The organism is Saccharopolyspora sp. 6M (genome assembly GCF_020176775.1).
Taxonomy (GTDB): domain Bacteria; phylum Actinomycetota; class Actinomycetes; order Mycobacteriales; family Pseudonocardiaceae; genus Saccharopolyspora_C; species Saccharopolyspora_C gregorii.
In genome coordinates, this window is record NZ_JAIUJZ010000010.1 from 17,577 (window position 1) to 33,742 (window position 16,166).

Here is a 16,166-nt window from a genome sequence, read left to right on the forward strand (position 1 = left end):
CCGCGCCGATCCGGTGCTCGCCGCGGACGGCGCTCACAGCCACCCCGGCAGCACGAACAGCGCGCAGGACACCACCGGCCCGACCGCGATCATGCTCAGGCCCCAGGCCATCAGCCGCCGGAACACGCCCTCGCGCAGCTCCGGCGGAGCGCCCGCCACGACGAGCGCACCGCTGGTGGAGAACGGCGAGGAGTCCACGACGGACGCGGACACCGTCAGCGCGATGATCATGCCGATGGCGCCGACCTGTCCGGTGAGCAGGAACGGCACCGCGAGCGGGATGAGCGCGCCGAGGATCCCGGTGGTGGAGGCGAACGCGGACACCGCCGCGCCGATCAGGCAGATCACGAACGCCGCCAGCAGCGGAACGCCGATCCCGGCCACGCCGTCGCCGAGGAACTCGATGGTGCCGATCCGCTCCATCATGCTCACGTAGGTCACCACGCCGCAGATCAGCAGCACCGTCGGCCACGCGACCTCGGCGACGCAGGATTTCGCGGTGCCCGGGTGCAGCACGCACAGCACGGTCGCGATGCTCAGCGCCAGCAGGCCCACGTCGAATTCGAGGGCGAGTGCGCCGACGGCGAGGACGAGCAATCCGGCGAGCGTGAGGATTCGTTGCGCGTCGAGCCGAACCGTGGTCCCGGTGGTCCCGCCGTTGGACGATTCCGCGGATTCTGGTTCGGCTGTTCGGCCGAGGAGTTCGCGTCCACCGAAGAGGAAGAACACGACGACGCTCAGCGCCAGGTTGAACGCGAATTGGCTCGCCCACAGCAGCAGCGGATTTCCCGGGAGTCCGCTGCGTTCGACGACTCCGTTGGTGATTCCGCCGAAGATGCTGATCGGGGAGAACCCGCCCGCGGTGGCGCCGTTGATGATGAGCAGCCCCATCAGCATCGGGTTGATCCGGTAGCGCGCGGCGAAGTTCAGCCCGATCGGGGCCATGATCGCGACCGCGCCGGGCACCACCGCGCCCACCATCGTCAGCAGGCTCGTGACCAGGAACATCACCCACGGAACGAGGGCGATGCGGCCGCGTACGGCGCGGACTCCGGCGTGGATCATCCAGTCGACGGTGCCGTTCGCCTTGGCGATGGCGAACAGCATGGTGACCCCGACGAGGACCGCGAAGAGGTCTCCGGGGAATCCGCCGAACAGCTCGTCGGCGCTGTCGCCGACCAGGAACGTGCCGATGAGGAATGTTCCGAGAAATGCCACGGCTCCCATGTTCACCGAGCGCAGCGTGGCGAGGAGGAATATGAGGACGAGCCCGATGATGGACCAGATCTGTACGGACATGGTGCTCCTGGATTCGAGGCGGTCGTCGGCTCGGGAAGGGAGCGGAATTCATTTCCGTGATGCGAGATCAACGTCTCGTGCCGGGAGAGTATGACCCCGCGCACATTTGACGGTCAAGAGTTCTGAATAGACCAGGGGAGAATCCGATGGCGCAGCCGATCGGCAGGCACTTCCTGCACGTTCCCGGCCCGACGAACGTTCCGGACCGCGTTCTGCGGGCCATGTCCGCACCCACCATCGACCACCGCGGCCCCGAGTTCGCCGCCCTCGCCGCGGAGGTGCTGGCGGGGTTGCGGCCGCTGTTCGGCACCACCGGCCCGGTGGTGGTCCACCCGTCCTCGGGCACCGGGGCGTGGGAGGCGGCGCTGGTGAACACGCTCAGCCCCGGCGACCGGGTGCTGGCCTTCGAGACCGGGCACTTCGCCGCGCTGTGGCGGGAGATGGCGGAGAAGCTCGGCCTGCGCGTCGACTTCGTGCCCGGCGACTGGCGGCACGGGATCGACCCGGAGGTCGTGCGGGAGCGGCTGGCCGCCGACCCGGACGGCGAGATCCGGGCGGTGTGCGCGGTGCACAACGAGACCTCCACCGGCGTGACCAGCCGGATCGCCGAGGTGCGGCGGGCGCTCGACGCGGTCGGGCATCCCGCGCTGCTGCTGGTGGACACCATCTCCTCGCTGGGCTCGGTGGACTACCGGCACGACGAGTGGGGCGTGGACGTGACGATCGCCTGCTCGCAGAAGGGGTTGATGCTGCCGCCGGGGCTCGGCTTCAACGCGATCAGCGCGAAGGCGTTGCGCGCCACCGAATCCGCGCGGCTGCCGCGGTCCTACTGGGACTGGCGGCCGCAGCTGGCGGCGAACGAGCGCGGGTTCTTCCCGAGCACTCCGGCGACGAACCTGCTGTTCGGCCTCCGCGAAGCGCTGGTGATGCTCGACGAGGAGGGCTTGCCCGCGGTGTTCCGGCGGCACCTGCGGCACGCGGCGGCGACGCGGGCGGCGGTGCGCGGCTGGGGGCTGGAGGTGCTGTGCCTGGACGAGCGGGAGCACTCCCCGGCGCTGACCGCGGTGCTGCTGCCCGATGGGCACGACGCCGACGAGTTCCGGCGGGTGGTGCTGGAGCGGTGCAACACCTCGCTGGGCGCGGGGCTGGGCAAGCTCGCGGGGCGCGTGTTCCGCATCGGCCACCTGGGACATCTCAACGATGTGGGCCTGGCCGCGGCGTTGTCCGGGGTGCAGCTGGGGCTGGCCGCGGCGGGCGTCCCGTTCGACGAGCGCGGCATCACCGCCGCGCTGGCCGAGCTGGGGGAGGCGTGATGGACGACCTGGAACGGCGGTTGCGGGCGGACCTGGCCGGTGAGGTGGAGTTCGACGACTACACGCGGCACCTGTACTCCCGCGACGCCAGCATGTACTCGATCACCCCGCTGGGCGTGGTGTTCCCGCGCGAAGCGGCGGACGTGGCGGCGACGGTGGCGGCGGCCGCCGAGCACGGCGTGCCGGTGGTGCCGCGCGGCGCGGGGACCAGCCTCGCCGGGCAGACGGTGGGGCCGGGCCTCGTGCTCGACTTCTCCCGCCACCTGCACCGGATCGTGGAGCTGGACCCGGAGGCGCGCCTCGCGCGGGTGCAGCCGGGCGTGGTGCAGGACCAGCTGAACCGGGCCGCCGCCCCGCACGGGTTGATGTTCGGGCCGGACACCTCCACCAGCAACCGCGCCACGCTCGGCGGAATGATCGGCAACAACTCGGCGGGCAGCGGTTCGGTGCGCCACGGCATGACGATCGACCACGTGCGGGAGCTGTCGGTGGTGCTCTCCGACGCCTCCACCGCCCGGTTCGGCCCGGTCGACGAAGCGGAGCGGCTGCGGCGCGCGGCCGGTCCTGGACTGGAGGCGCGGCTGCACCGGGAGCTGCCCGGACTCGTCGCCGACGGCGCGATCACCGACGGATTCCCGGACTTCTGGCGGCGCGCGGGCGGGTACCGGCTGGACCGGCTGGCCGCGCCGGGACCGTTCGACCTCGCCGAGTTCGTGGTCGGTTCGGAGGGCACGCTGGTGATCGCCACCGAGGCGGTGGTGGGACTGGTGCCGAAACCGCGCCGCACGGTGATCGCCGTCGGGCACTTCACCTCCACGCAGGCCGCGATCGCCGCCACCGGCGACGCGCTGTCCTGCGACCCGTCCGGGGTGGAGCTGATGGACCGCACGATCCTGGACCTGTCCCGGCAGCGCATCGAGTACGCCTCGCTGGGCACCATCCTCGACGGCGATCCGGACGCGCTGCTGTTCGTCAGCTTCACCGGCGACGACGAGGACGAGCTGGTGGCGAGGCTGCGGCGGCTCAGCGCGCGGTGGCGCAAGCACGGGCACGGCTACCACACGCTGGAGGCGGTCACCCCGGCCCAGCAGGAGTCGCTGCTGAAGGTCCGCAAGTCCAGCCTGGGCCTGCTGATGGCCGCGGGTGAGGGCACCCGGCGGCCGCTGGCGTTCGTGGAGGACACCGCCGTCGCGCCCGAGCACCTGCCGGAGTACACCGCGAAGTTCGCGAAGATCCTCGACCGGCACGGCCTGACCGCCGGGTTCTACGGGCACTGCTCGGTGGGCTGCCTGCACATCCGGCCGTTCGTGGACCTCGCCGAACCCGCCCAGGTGGCGACGATGCGCGCGGTCGCCGAGGAGGTGAAGTCGCTGGTCGCCGAGTACGGCGGGGTGAACTCCAGCGAGCACGGCGACGGCCTGGCCCGCAGCGAGTTCAACCGCGAGCTGTTCGGGGAGGAGCTGTACGCGGCGATGTGCCGGGTGAAGCACCTGTTCGACCCGACGGGCACCCTCAACCCCGGCAAGATCGTCGAGGCGCCGCCGATGACCGAGCACCTGCGCGACGCCGAGCAGCCGGTGCCGGGCCCGTTCCGCACCAGGTTGTCCTTCGAGGTCGTCGGCGGCATGCGCGGCGCCGCCGACCGGTGCATGAACATCGGCCTGTGCCGCAAGAGCACCACCGGCGTGATGTGCCCGTCGTACATGGCCACCACCCGCGAGCAGGACGCCACCCGCGGCCGGGCGAACGCCCTGGTGAAGGCGCTGTCCGAACCCGATCCGAAGCGGGCGCTGGGCGACGAGCGGCTGCACGAGGTGCTGGACCTGTGCCTGATGTGCAAGGCGTGCAAGAGCGAGTGCCCGCTGGGCGTGGACATGGCCAAGCTCAAGAGCGAGACCCTGTCGCACCACCACGACCTGCACGGCGTGCCGCTGCGCTCGCGGGTGTTCGGCGCGATCCGGGCGTTGAACCGGCTGGGGGCGGCGACGGCGCCGTTGTCGAACCTGCCGGGCCGGATCCCGCTGCTGCGCAGGCTGGCCCGGCGCGCGCTGGGCATCACCGAGCACCGGCCGCTGCCGCGGTTCCAGCGCCGCCACCTCGCCTCCTGGTTCCGCGGCCGGGGTGCGGCGGGTTCGGCGCCGCGCGGACCGGTGCTGTTCCTGGCGGACTCGTTCACCACGTTCACCGAGCCGGGCATCGGCCGGGCGGCGGTGGAGCTGCTGGAGCGCGCGGGCTACGAGGTGCGGCTGGTGGACCGGGGCTGCTGCGGGCGCTCCAGCCTGTCGAAGGGGCTGGTGGACGACGCGAAGGCGAAGGCCCGCGACCTCGTCGCCCGGCTGTCCACTTCGGACGCGCCGATCGTCGGGTGCGAACCGTCCTGCGTGCTGACGCTGCGGGACGAGTCGCTGTCGCTGCTGCCGGACGACCCGGCGGCCCGCGACGTCGCCGGCCGGGTGCGCCAGCTGGAGGAGCTGCTGTCGGAGGCGATCGACGCGGGCGACCTGGAGCTCTCCGCGGACACCTGGCCCGCGGGACGGCGGGTGCTGTTCCACGGGCACTGCCACCAGAAGGCCGAGGTCGGCACCGCCGCCACCGTCGGCCTGCTGCGCCGCATCCCCGGCACCGAGGTGGCGGAGCTCGACGCCGGGTGCTGCGGCATGGCGGGCTCGTTCGGCTTCGAGGCCGAGCACTACGAGCTGTCGATGGCGATCGGTTCCGACCGGTTGTTCCCCGCGGTGCGCGCCGAACCGGGCACCACGCTCATCGCCGCGACCGGGGTGTCCTGCCGCCAGCAGATCGCGCACGGCACCCCGCGCGCCGCGCACCACCCGCTGGAACTGGTCCGCGCCGCGCTCGCCGGCCGCTAGGCTGATCGAGTGATCGACCGGCGTTCCGGGCCGTCCCGCGGATGTGGCTGGAAGGCTGGTCGAGCGGACGTGTCGAGCTGGTCGGAGGAGTGGCCGTGGTGATCGAAGGAGCCGGAAGGTGAACGGGGACGTCCTCGACCCCGACGCCGCCCGCGAACGCCTCGCCGCCTGGCGGCAGCGCGCCGAGCAGGTCGCGGCCAACACGCAGGCGATGAGCGAGCGGATCGGCGAGATCCGGGTGACCGCGGGCGATCCGCAGGGCCTGGCGCAGGTCACGGTCGACTCCACCGGGTCGATGGTGGACCTGCGCCTGACCGACGAGATCAAGCGCAAGTCCCCGGACGTCGTGTCCCGGGCCGTGCTCGCCGCGCTGGCCGCCGCGCGCAACCAGGCCGCGGACCGGTCGCAGGAGATCGTCACCGACACCCTCGGCGCCGATTCCGCGGCCGGGCAGGAGATCGCGCAGCGCCTCGGCGACCGGCTGCGCAGCGGACCGGACCCGGCCGAACCCGCCGAGCGGCCCGCCCGGCCGCCGCGCGACGAGTACGACGACTACGACGTGACGAAGGACTTCCGGAGCTGACCATGGCGGACGGGTTCGGTGTTGAAGCCGACCAGCTGCGCGCGCACGCGCAGAAGGTCGAGGCGCTCCAGGCGCGGTTCGGCGCGGTGAAGTCGGCGAGCGCGAACATCGCGCAGGACGACCAGGCCTACGGCGTGCTGTGCTCGTGGATCCCCGGCGTGCTGGAAGGCCGGCACACCAAGCAGGACGAGCTGCTCGCGTTCGTGGAGGAGAACTTGGCGCAGGCCGCGCAGGCGCTGCGCGCGACCGCGGAGGACTACGACCGCCGCGAAGTCGAAGCGGGCGAGGGCTTCGAGGCCGCCGGAGGTGGCCTGTGAGCGACGATTCGCTGGTCGCCCCGGTCGAATCGACGCAGAAGGCGTGGACCGGGGCCGGGACGGCCGACAGCATCGAGGGCCTGGTCACCTCGATCCAGAGCGGCGACTGGACCAGCGGGGTGCTGTCGGGCGTCGGAGTCGGGCTGGAGGTCGCCTCCGCCGTGCTCGACCCGTTCGGCACCTTGCTGTCCAACGGCCTGGGCTGGGCGATGGAGCACTTCGAGCCCCTGCGGGAAATGCTCGACGAGCTCACCGGCATGCCCGACGTCGTCACCTCGCACGCGAACACGTGGACGAACATGGCCGCGGAACTGGCGTCGATGTCCGAAGACCTGAAGGCGGACCTGGAACGCGACCTGCCCGGCTGGGAAGGGGAGGCCGCCGACGCCTACCGCGAGATGATGGGCGCGAACGTGGACGCGGTCGGCGGCCTCGGCGCCACGTCCGCCGCGATGGCCGCCGCGACCGAGGGCGCCGGCGGCCTGGTGCAGATGACCCGCGACATGGTGCGGGACCTGATCGCGGACCTGGTGGCGCGGGTCATCGTGTGGGCGGCCGAGGCGATCTTCGTCGTGACCATCCCGGTCGTGGCCGCGCAGATCGCGTCCGCCGTGGTCAAGTGGGTCGGGAAGATCACCGGCTACATCGGCGACCTGATCGACAGCCTCACCAACCTCACCAAGCTCATCGACGGCTGACCGGGATTCGCACCGGACCTACGTTAAGGCGGGATTGTGGCCAGGAGACCTCGCGGTGGGAACGGCGATGGTGGTGGTGATGCGCCGAGCATGCCGTCGCAGCGGCACGGGAACATCGACGCGAGCAGCAGCGTCTCCGGCGCGCAGGACAGCATCCGGCAGACCGCGCAGGCCGGGCGGCCGGGAGGTTCCGGCCCGGCGTCCTCCGGGAGTACCAGCGCACCACCGTCGGGCAACGGGCACCAGACCGGCCCGGACCTCGGCGGTTCCGGCCCGGACAGCACCAAGCCGTCCGGCGCCGACACGCCCGACGGTCCGAGCGGAACATCGCCGTCCGGCCGCACCGGCTCCCCCGACGATTCGTCGATCCAGGGCAACAACCGCGGTGCCGACGCCGAACGCGTGCCGGACAAGGACAAGAACACCTGCGGCGACCCGATCGACGTGGCCAGCGGCGACATGGTGCTCGCGCAGACCGACGTGGAGCTGGCGGGCGTGCTGCCGCTGGTGCTGCACCGGACGCACCTGTCGTCGTACCGCGTAGGACGGCACTTCGGCCCCAGCTGGTCGTCCACGCTGGACCAGCGGCTGGAGGTCGACGGGAACGAGGTGTCGCTCGCCGCCGACGACGGCACGCTGCTGTTCTACCCGCTGCCCGCCGACGACTCGCCGGTGCTGCCGCGCACCGGCCCGCGCCGCGCGTTGACCCGCACCGCGGACGGCTTCACGATCACCGACGTCGAGCAGGGCCGCACGCTGCACTTCGGCGTCGGCCTCGGGCACGCGGTGCTGCCGCTGCTGGCGATCACCGACCGCAACGGGCACCGCATCGACTTCGACCGGGACGCGGCCGGAACTCCGCTGGAGATCCGCCACAGCGGCGGCTACCGCATCCGGGTCGACTCCGAGGACGGCCTGATCACCGCGCTGCACCTGCGGGAGGCGGCCGACGGCGACGACCTCCGGCTGGTGCGCTACGGCTACACCGGCCGCAGGCTCACCGAGGTCACCAACGCCTCCGGCACGCCGCTGACGTTCACCTACGACGACACGGGCCGGATCACCTCGTGGACCGACCGCAACGGCGCCTGGTACCGCTACGGCTACGACCACGAGGGCCGGGTCGTGCAGGCCGACGGTTCCGGCGGCTTCTTCAGCGGCACGATGTCCTACGAGGACGGGGTGACCCGGTGGACGAACTCGCTGGGGCAGCAGACCACCTACCACCTCAACGAACGCGGCCAGACGATCCGCGAGGTGAACCCCGCGGGTCACGAGGTCCGCTCCGAGTGGGACGAGTTCGACCGGCTGCTGTCGCGGACCGACCCGCTCGGGCGCACCGTGCGCTACGAGTACGACGAGATCGGCAACCTGCTGGCCGCCACGCGCCCCGACGGCTCGCAGACCCGCTTCGAGTACAACGAGCTGCGGCTGCCGACGACGGTGATCGCCCCGGACGGCACCGTGTCGCGCCGGGAGTACGACGACCGCGGCAACCTCACGCGGGTGCTGGACCCGATGGGCGCGGCGACGACCTACACCTACGACGAGCACGGCCACCTCACCGCGATCACCGACGCGCTGGGCGGAGTGCGGCGCGTCGAAACGGACGCGGCCGGGTTGCCGCTGTCGATCACCGATGCCGCGGGTGCGACGACCCGGTACGAGCGCGACGGTTTCGGTCGGGCGTCGGCCGTGGTCGACCCGCTCGGCGGCACGACCCGGTTCGGCTGGACCGTCGACGGCGAACCCGCGTGGCGCACCCTGCCGGACGGTGCGACGGAGCGGTGGATCTACGACGGTGAGGGCAACCTCCGCACCCACGTCGACGCGCTCGGCCAGGCCACCCACACCGAGGTCACCCACTTCGACCTGCCCTCGGCGGAGGTGCGTCCCGACGGCACCCGCCTGGAGTTCGGCTACGACACCGAACTGCGGCTGACCAGCGTCACCAACGAGCAGGGGCTCGTCTGGCGCTACGACTACGACGAGGCCGGGAACCTCGTGCGCGAGACCGACTTCAACGGCCGCCAGGTCGCCTACCGGCACGACGCGGCCGGGCAGCTGCTGGAACGCACCAACGGCGTCGGCGAGACCACCACGTTCGTGCGCAACGTCCTAGGCGACGTCATCGAACGCCGCACCCCCGGCGCCACGACCACGTTCACCTACGACCTGGCCGGGCGCCTCGCCGAGGCGATGGACGGCGACACCCAGATCCGCTTCCAGCGCGACGCCGCCGGACGGGTGCTCGCGGAGAGCGTCAACGGCCGCACCGTGCACTCCGCCTACGACGCGCTCGGCCGCCGGGTGCGTCGGATGACGCCGTCCGGCGCGGAGAGCACCTGGGAGTTCAACACCGCCCACCAGCCCACCGCGCTGCACGCGGGCGGCCGGACGCTGCGCTTCGACTACGACGCCGCCGGCCACGAGACCACCCGCGCGCTGGGCGCGAACGCCGTGCTCACCCAGGACTGGGACGCCAACCACCAGCTGCTGGCGCAGCACATCACCGGAGCCACCGGGCACCAGGTCCAGCAGCGCTCCTACCGCTACCGGGCCGACGGCCTGCTGACCGGTGTCAACGACACCCTCACCGGCCCCCGCACCTTCGAGCTCGACCGCGCGGGCCGCGTCACCACCGTGCAGGCCGGCGGCTGGACCGAGCGCTACACCTACGACGCCGCCGGGAACGTCACCGACGCGGCGTGGCCGGTGCCCGCGGGTTCGCCCGACGCCGACGCCGTCGGAGACCGCGAGTACTCCGGCACGCTGGTGCGCCGAGCCGGTTCGGTGCGCTACGAGCACGACGACCAAGGCCGCATGATCCTGCGCCAGCGCAGGCGGCTGTCGCACAAGCCCGACACCTGGCGGTACTTCTGGGACGCCGACGACCGGCTGACCGGAGTGCTCACCCCCGACGGCTCGCGCTGGCGCTACCGCTATGATCCGCTGGGCCGCCGCGTCGCCAAGCAGCGCCTCGGACCCGGCGACCGGGTGCTGGAGCAGGTCGACTTCACCTGGGACGGCGTGGTGCTCGCCGAACAGGCGCGCAGCGGTGGAGCCGGTCCCGGTGGCGTCGGCGGCCCGGAGTTCGCCGACCTGCACGTGACGGTCTGGGACTACGAGCCCGGCTCGTTCCGCCCGCTGGCCCAGCGCGAACGCGCACCCCTGCGCCACGCGCCGCAGCAGTGGGTGGACCGGCAGTTCTACTCGATCGTCACCGATCTGGTCGGGTCACCGGCGGAGCTGATCAACGACCAGGGCGGAGTGGCCTGGTTCCACCGGACGACGCTGTGGGGCAACACCCTCGACCACAGCCGCACGGGCGCGTACACACCGCTGCGCTTCCCGGGCCAGTACGCCGACCCGGAAACAGGCCTCAACTACAACTTCCACCGCCACTACGACCCGAGCACGGGGCGGTACGGGAGCGCGGATCCGCTCGGTCTGGCAGCCGGGCCGAGCCCTCATCGGTACGTTTCAAACCCGATTACGTTGACCGATCCTCTTGGGCTTTGGTCCTGCAAGGAAGATCATGTTGAACTGTATCGAGCCGTCAAGAACGAGGAGATGCAGGACATACTTGACAATAGATCTTTCTCCAACCCTGAAGGGATCGAGACGAAATATTTCTCGCAGAGCCCTGAAGATGCTGCTGCGTATGCGAAAGAAGCATATCGAAGCTGGCCGAGCGAAGGTGCTTATACAGTAGTTCGAACTACTATTCAGCGCGACTTGATTCCTTCGGAAAGCATCTTGCCGTACATCTCTGATGTTAAGGGTGGGTTGCCTGGAGTTGCGTTGCCTGCGGGCCTTCTGGGCGATTTGAGTCGACCGCGGGTCCTGCCTCACGTTCCTATTCGACAAGGTTGATTCATGCAGCTTGTAGTGGCTACCGAGTACGAGGAAGAGTCGGCCGAACTCGAGCGCTTCCTCGGTGGTCGTGACGACATTCGGGTGCGTTGTGGAACGGTTCCTGATGTCGCGGTAGAATGCGATTTCATGGTCGTGAAATTCTACTTGGCGCACGATCGGTATGGAGGCTATCCGCGTCCTGGTGAAGCGCAGTTGTTGGTCAATACCCGAGAGGACGGACTTCCAAAAAAAATCGTCGCCACTCCGCCTTTTTTTGCGGATGACAATTCGACCAACGCCAAGGACGTCAAACGCAGATTGCGCGAGATGCTCGGCAAATCGTTCGATCTTGTAAAGGGCGCGAACGGTGAGATCTCAGATGCGTCTGTGTTGGTGCACCGCGAAGCGCTAGGGCTTGATTCGTTCACCGTGGGCGAGATGGCGGAGGCGATTCTCGTTTCGATCGATTAACGAGTTATTTGGCTCGAGATGCGGATAAACTCATCCGGATGTGGGTGGCATGCAACAAGTGTTTTAGGGCTGTGCCTGAGGCTCCGGGGCGTATCTATCCGGCAGGTGTCGCCAAATGCAGGGTCTACGAAGGCGCCGTGCTGGCGTGGACGCGTTGGGTCAGGTCGAGATGGCTCTGGTGTGCGTTTCGAGCAGTTTCCGTTGACGTATCACATTCAATAAATTGGAGTTGAATGTCACCTGGAAACGGTAGGTAAGTGCGTTGATGATGCCGGAAGAGATCGCTCGCGTGGAGAACGGGAATTCTGCTTGCGGGATTCCGTGTGGGGGAATGATTTCAAGTGCGACAGTGCATTGTTCGGGGAATGCTGCTTGGGTTCTGAAGAATTCGCGAGAAGTTTTCTCGGTAGTGTTGCGTTCGATTGACTCCGGCTTGAGTGGTGAAGAAATTGTGGGTCGAGTCCCCTCCTGGTTTCGAGAAGCGTGTTCCGCTGGTGGGGACCCTTGAGCGGGGTTCGCGCAGGAGCGTTGGACATTGGCGTCTTGGTTGCATTGGTTTACCGATGAGGACCGGTACTGGTATTGGTGGGATGCGACTGTTTTGTCGGCCGAATTATTGCAGATGTCCATCGTGGTGATGGATTGGCCGGTTCCGGTTGGCTCTCTTGAGTGGATGCTCCGGGCGTCGGGTGCGCTCGAGGTGGAGTTTGATTTCTAGTACTTGATCAAGTGACCGTCTTGCGGAATCGTGATGTGCCTTTGCTCGACTGGTGAGTCGCTGACTGCGGATCTCGCTGTCGCTGACCTGAAGGGGAATGAATCCACGGGTGGGGGCGTTGCGCCTCGGATGGTGGGACGTCGTGCACGCCCAGCACTCGCTCGAGCCCGGGCCGAGGTGGAGGCCCGGGTCGGGGCGTTGCGGCGGCAGTTGGGGGAGATCCGGGAGGTGTCGTCGTGGACCGGCGCCGATGACGAGCACGACCCGGAGGGTCAGACGATCGCGTTCGAGCGCGCTCAGGTGCAGGGGTTGCTCGACGACGCTCGGCGTGAGCTGGCGGAGCTGGTCCGGGCGGCCGTGCGCGTCGAGGACGGCACCTACGGCCGCTGCGAGCGCTGCGGCGCCGCCATCGGCGACGAACGCCTGGTCGCGCTTCCCGCCACCGCCACCTGCATCACCTGCGCATCCCGGACGAGGTGAGCACACGACACCGCAGCGGGCGAACTCGACCGAGCACAGTGCGGGGCAGCAGGGAGTCCTGACCAGCTGCACGTCCGGGTACCGGTTCGAGCGTCGGTTCGGAAGACGTGTGAAGTGTCGGGGTAGCCGTGTCGTAACGCGTGCTCAGTCGGAACTCCGTACTGGATACCGCTGCTATGCAGGTGGTGCAGCGGTGTTCGGGGGGTGGGTTGTTGAGGAGGCGGCGGTGCACCGGGCCGGTGAGGAAGTGGCCGCAGGCGCAGGGGATTCGGAACGTCTCGTAGTGCGCGGGCACGAGGTGCCATCCGGTTGCCAGGACCGAGGTCATCCAGGTGCAGCCTGCTACCGGGTGGCGGTCGGGGAGCGGGACGACTGATCCGCACCGGTCATGAACGGCCATCGCCGTTGCTCCGGGCGAGGGCGGCGAGCGCTTCGTGGATCCGTTCGCACTTGGTCGCGTCCACGGCGGCCCGGTACGGCTGTCGGCAGTAGTAGCAGGTGCGGATCGTCCGTTCCAGCGGTGTCCAGCCGGACGTCTCCGCAGCGTCCGCGCGGTGTTCGATCATCGATTCGGGTGGGTCGTGACGCTGGATTGCTCAGCCCCCTGCTCGGTCAGGTGAATCCGCGACGCCACTTCCACTGCGACCGGGCCGTTGCCGGATCCGCTGGTAGCTTCGCTCCGTTTTGGTAATGGTGATCTTCGTAGGAGCATGGTGATCGCCTCAACCGAGTTGCCTGCTGCGCAGCGGGTGAACGTCGGGCGAGCGCCGTGCGGACGAGAACCGGGGAGTGAGCAGGTGGCAGCGACTCCGAAAGCACGTGCGCTGGGCAGCGCCGTGCGCGAGATCCGCCGAGAACGCGGGATGACCGTGTCCGAGCTGGCGGACCAGATCGGCCGCCACTCCGGCGAGATCTCGCGCTGGGAGAACGGGGAACGACCACTGACACCGGAGCGGGTCGCGCAGATCCTCGGGGCGCTGGACGTCAACGGCCCGCGCTTCCAGGAGATCGTGTCGCTGGCCTACGAGACGAAGAACCCGCCGTGGGTGGCGACGGCGTTGCCCGAGCGGGATCAGCAGCTGTCAGCCTTGATCGACTTTGAACAGGCCGCGACCCGGATCACCGAGGTGTCCCCGTTGCTGGTGCCGGGTCCGTTGCAGGAAGCGGGATACATCCGGGCGATCATGAGCGCGGGCGGAGTGCCGTCGAGCGAGGTGTCCGCGCGGGTCGCGCTGCGACTGGGGCGCCGCGAAGTGCTCACGCGAACCGATCCGGTGACCATGCGGGCGTTCCTCGGTGAGGCCGTGTTGCACCAGATCGTCGGCGACGCCGGGATCATGGCGGCGCAGCTGCGGCATCTGGTCGACAGCGGACGGTGCCCGAACGTCGAGCTGCGGGTGGTCCCGTTCCGCAGCGGCTGGCAACCGGCGCTGGAAGGGGCGTTCACCCTGCTCGAATCGGAGGTGTCCACGCCGATCGTGCAGTTGGAGAACCGCCGTTCCACCTTGTTCCTGCACGAGGACGACGACATCAGGGCGTACCGCCAGGCCGTTGACCACCTGGGGGACATCGCCCTCGGCGCTGCGGAAACGAGCAGGGCCATGACCCGACGGATCCAGATTCTGGAGCGGATGTGATGGGTGAACAACGCCGGTGGCTGAAGTCCAGCCGGAGTCAGAACGGCTCCGCGTGCGTGGAGGTGTCGGCGGATCTCCGCTTGATGCGGGATTCGAAGGATCCAGCAGGCCCGGTCTTACGCGTGGACGTCCCCTCGTTCACCGAGGCGGTCAAACGAGGCCGTTTCGACCGCCGATGATCCGAGCCGAGGGCCCGGAACCCACCGCGGGCTCCGGCCCCACCGCCTCAGTCCTCGCCGGATTTCCACGGGAACACGTAGGACATCGCGAACCCGAGCAGCCCGGTGACCCCGGCCGCGATCGTCGTCGGCGCGCCCAGCACGTCGACCGCGCCGGACACCAGCGCGGCGTTCCCGACCATGATGCCGACGGCTTGGACGAGCACCAGCGCGACGCCGAGCACCAGGAACACGACGAGGCAGACCTTGAACACCGGCATGCTGATCCGCTGCGCGAGGACGCGGGCGGTGCGGGGCTGGTGGGATTCGGGCGACATGGTTTCCCTTTCGCTCAGGCGGGAACGGGGAGCAGGCCGGTCGCGACGAGCACTCCGATGGCGAGGATCGGCAGCACGAACCAGAGGATGAGCCGCAGGAACGTGCGGGACGGGTCGACGCCTGCGATGCCGGTGGCGATGTAGATCGGTGCGGCACCGGGCGGGGAAGCACCCTCGGTCGAGGCGAAGATGAGGATGGCGGTGGCCGCGGCGGCCGGGGGTGCTCCGGCGGCGGTCAGGGCGCTGAAGGCGACGCCGCCGACCGCGGCGATGGTGGCGGTTCCGGTCAGCGGCGCCGCGATCACCACCAGCAGCAGCCCGACCACCGAGGCGACGATCCACAGCGGAGCCTCGAAGCCTTCCATGATCGCGGTGAGCTGCGCGACCAGTCCCAGCTCGCCCAGGCTCGCCGCCGCCGCGAAGGCGAACAGCAGGGTGGCGCCGATGACGGCGTAGCGCGAGGCCATGTTCCCGAGGTACGTGCTCCACTCGCGTCCCGTGCGAGGCAGCCGCCGCCACGCCACGAGCAGCGTCGCGAGGATGGTCAGCACCGGGATCCACACGATGACGCTGATGTCGTCCGCCGCGTCGCCGACGCGGGATTCCAGGAACCGGACGCCGACATCGAGCGTCAGCACGACCGGGATCGCGATGCCCGCGTACACCAGCAGCGAGCCGAACCCCTGCTGCAACGCGATCCGCAGCGGCGCGATGTCCTCCCCGGAGATCTTCTCGATCCGGAACCGGCGGACCCAGCTGAACACCACGACGAACCGGTACAGCACCGTCCACAGCCCACCGGCGAACGCCGCGACGATGAGCTGGTCCGCGCTGAGCACCGGCGCCACCGCCGCCGAGCCCAGCAGCAGGAACATCGACGAGCTCGGCGGGATGGAGATCCCCAGCCCGGCGTTGCCCGCCACCAGCGACGCCGCCAGGTCGGGCCGCCAGCGCGACCGGATCATCCACGGGATCGTCACCGAGCCGACGGAGGCGGCGATGCCGGAACCGGACCCGGCGGGCCCGCCGAGCAGGGCCGCCGCCGAGGTCGACACGTACGCGGAACCTCCCCGGAGCCTGCCGAACACGGAGTTGAGCAACGTGACCTGCCGGTCGATGAGGCCGAGCTCGGTCATCAGGTAGCCCATGAACACGAACGCCAGCGCGGCGAACACGACCTCCTCGGAGAGCGCTTCGTCCAGCCCCGCGCGAGCGAGTTCCAGCGCGTCACCACCGCCGAACAGGCACACGGCGACGAATCCGACGAGCATCGCTTCGCCGATGTTGCGCTTCAGGACGGTGTTCCAGACGACGATGATCGCGATGTAGGTGATGAGTGCCCACACTGCTACGCCCACGACGAGCTCCTTCGAATCGTTGCGGGTCACCGGGAAGGTGAGCTGATCGGACGGGCGCGTCGTCGGGACCT

The 16,166-nt window shown here is 69.6% G+C and carries 14 protein-coding genes; 10 read left to right on the forward strand and 4 right to left on the reverse strand.

Going from position 1 to position 16,166, the window contains the following annotated elements; genetic code table 11:
* Positions 1-33: 33 nt before the first annotated feature.
* Positions 34-1,299, reverse strand: a complete 1,266-nt coding sequence (locus LCD31_RS01155) for an SLC13 family permease (protein WP_224955511.1) — start codon at positions 1,297-1,299, stop codon at positions 34-36.
* A 146-nt stretch (positions 1,300-1,445) separates the two neighbouring features.
* Here LCD31_RS01155 and LCD31_RS01160 point away from each other — a divergent pair, with 146 nt between their 5' ends.
* From LCD31_RS01160 to LCD31_RS01195, 8 genes are all read left to right on the forward strand, one after another.
* Positions 1,446-2,612: an alanine--glyoxylate aminotransferase family protein gene (locus tag LCD31_RS01160; RefSeq protein ID WP_224955512.1), complete on the forward strand. Its 1,167-nt coding sequence runs from the start codon at positions 1,446-1,448 to the stop codon at positions 2,610-2,612.
* Complete coding sequence (locus tag LCD31_RS01165) at positions 2,612-5,479, forward strand: FAD-binding and (Fe-S)-binding domain-containing protein (protein ID WP_224955513.1); 2,868 nt, start codon at positions 2,612-2,614, stop codon at positions 5,477-5,479. Before LCD31_RS01160 ends, LCD31_RS01165 begins: the two co-directional genes overlap by 1 nt.
* 118 nt (positions 5,480-5,597) lie before the next feature.
* On the forward strand, positions 5,598-6,062 hold the full coding sequence (locus tag LCD31_RS01170; RefSeq protein ID WP_224955514.1) for a YbaB/EbfC family nucleoid-associated protein: 465 nt from the start codon (positions 5,598-5,600) through the stop codon (positions 6,060-6,062).
* A gap of 2 nt (positions 6,063-6,064) precedes the next feature.
* The gene (locus LCD31_RS01175; protein ID WP_224955515.1) at positions 6,065-6,379 is read left to right on the forward strand and encodes a type VII secretion target; all 315 of its coding nucleotides are present in this window, start codon (positions 6,065-6,067) and stop codon (positions 6,377-6,379) included.
* Positions 6,376-7,077 carry a WXG100 family type VII secretion target gene (locus tag LCD31_RS01180; protein ID WP_224955516.1) on the forward strand — a complete coding sequence of 234 codons (702 nt, stop codon included), beginning with the start codon at positions 6,376-6,378 and terminating at the stop codon, positions 7,075-7,077. Before LCD31_RS01175 ends, LCD31_RS01180 begins: the two co-directional genes overlap by 4 nt.
* Before the next feature lie 90 nt (positions 7,078-7,167).
* Positions 7,168-10,953, forward strand: a complete 3,786-nt coding sequence (locus LCD31_RS01185; RefSeq protein ID WP_224955517.1) for a DUF6531 domain-containing protein — start codon at positions 7,168-7,170, stop codon at positions 10,951-10,953.
* A gap of 3 nt (positions 10,954-10,956) precedes the next feature.
* The gene (locus LCD31_RS01190; RefSeq protein ID WP_224955518.1) at positions 10,957-11,406 is read left to right on the forward strand and encodes a hypothetical protein; all 450 of its coding nucleotides are present in this window, start codon (positions 10,957-10,959) and stop codon (positions 11,404-11,406) included.
* Positions 11,407-12,352: 946 nt separating this feature from the next.
* Positions 12,353-12,604, forward strand: a complete 252-nt coding sequence (locus LCD31_RS01195) for a TraR/DksA C4-type zinc finger protein (RefSeq protein WP_308015812.1) — start codon at positions 12,353-12,355, stop codon at positions 12,602-12,604.
* 386 nt (positions 12,605-12,990) lie between these two features.
* Here the strand turns inward: LCD31_RS01195 and LCD31_RS01200 are convergent, their stop codons facing one another.
* Positions 12,991-13,170 carry a hypothetical protein gene (locus LCD31_RS01200; protein ID WP_224955520.1) on the reverse strand — a complete coding sequence of 60 codons (180 nt, stop codon included), beginning with the start codon at positions 13,168-13,170 and terminating at the stop codon, positions 12,991-12,993.
* A gap of 231 nt (positions 13,171-13,401) precedes the next feature.
* On the opposite strand from LCD31_RS01200, the gene LCD31_RS01205 reads away from it, so the two are divergent.
* Both LCD31_RS01205 and LCD31_RS01210 read left to right on the forward strand, forming a co-directional pair.
* Entirely contained in the window at positions 13,402-14,241 is an 840-nt protein-coding gene (locus LCD31_RS01205; protein ID WP_224955521.1) for a helix-turn-helix transcriptional regulator, read from the forward strand.
* Positions 14,241-14,420: a DUF397 domain-containing protein gene (locus LCD31_RS01210; protein WP_224955522.1), complete on the forward strand. Its 180-nt coding sequence runs from the start codon at positions 14,241-14,243 to the stop codon at positions 14,418-14,420. The genes LCD31_RS01205 and LCD31_RS01210 overlap by 1 nt, the downstream gene beginning before the upstream one ends.
* Before the next feature lie 47 nt (positions 14,421-14,467).
* Here the strand turns inward: LCD31_RS01210 and LCD31_RS01215 are convergent, their stop codons facing one another.
* Both LCD31_RS01215 and LCD31_RS01220 read right to left on the reverse strand, forming a co-directional pair.
* Positions 14,468-14,737, reverse strand: coding sequence for a hypothetical protein (locus LCD31_RS01215; RefSeq protein WP_224955523.1), 270 nt, complete (start codon positions 14,735-14,737; stop codon positions 14,468-14,470).
* A gap of 14 nt (positions 14,738-14,751) precedes the next feature.
* Complete coding sequence (locus LCD31_RS01220; protein WP_224955524.1) at positions 14,752-16,095, reverse strand: TRAP transporter large permease subunit; 1,344 nt, start codon at positions 16,093-16,095, stop codon at positions 14,752-14,754.
* Between the last annotated feature and the right edge of the window lie 71 nt (positions 16,096-16,166).

Bases quoted from the DNA above. Each gene is read 5' to 3' on its own strand.
- LCD31_RS01155 (WP_224955511.1), bottom strand. From the start codon at position 1,299: ATGTCCGTACAGATCTGGTCCATCATCGGGCTCGTCCTCATATTCCTC.
- LCD31_RS01160 (WP_224955512.1), top strand. From the start codon at position 1,446: ATGGCGCAGCCGATCGGCAGGCACTTCCTGCACGTTCCCGGCCCGACG.
- LCD31_RS01165 (WP_224955513.1), top strand. From the start codon at position 2,612: ATGGACGACCTGGAACGGCGGTTGCGGGCGGACCTGGCCGGTGAGGTG.
- LCD31_RS01175 (WP_224955515.1), top strand. From the start codon at position 6,065: ATGGCGGACGGGTTCGGTGTTGAAGCCGACCAGCTGCGCGCGCACGCG.
- LCD31_RS01185 (WP_224955517.1), top strand. From the start codon at position 7,168: ATGCCGTCGCAGCGGCACGGGAACATCGACGCGAGCAGCAGCGTCTCC.
- LCD31_RS01190 (WP_224955518.1), top strand. From the start codon at position 10,957: ATGCAGCTTGTAGTGGCTACCGAGTACGAGGAAGAGTCGGCCGAACTC.
- LCD31_RS01200 (WP_224955520.1), bottom strand. From the start codon at position 13,170: ATGATCGAACACCGCGCGGACGCTGCGGAGACGTCCGGCTGGACACCG.
- LCD31_RS01210 (WP_224955522.1), top strand. From the start codon at position 14,241: ATGGGTGAACAACGCCGGTGGCTGAAGTCCAGCCGGAGTCAGAACGGC.
- LCD31_RS01215 (WP_224955523.1), bottom strand. From the start codon at position 14,737: ATGTCGCCCGAATCCCACCAGCCCCGCACCGCCCGCGTCCTCGCGCAG.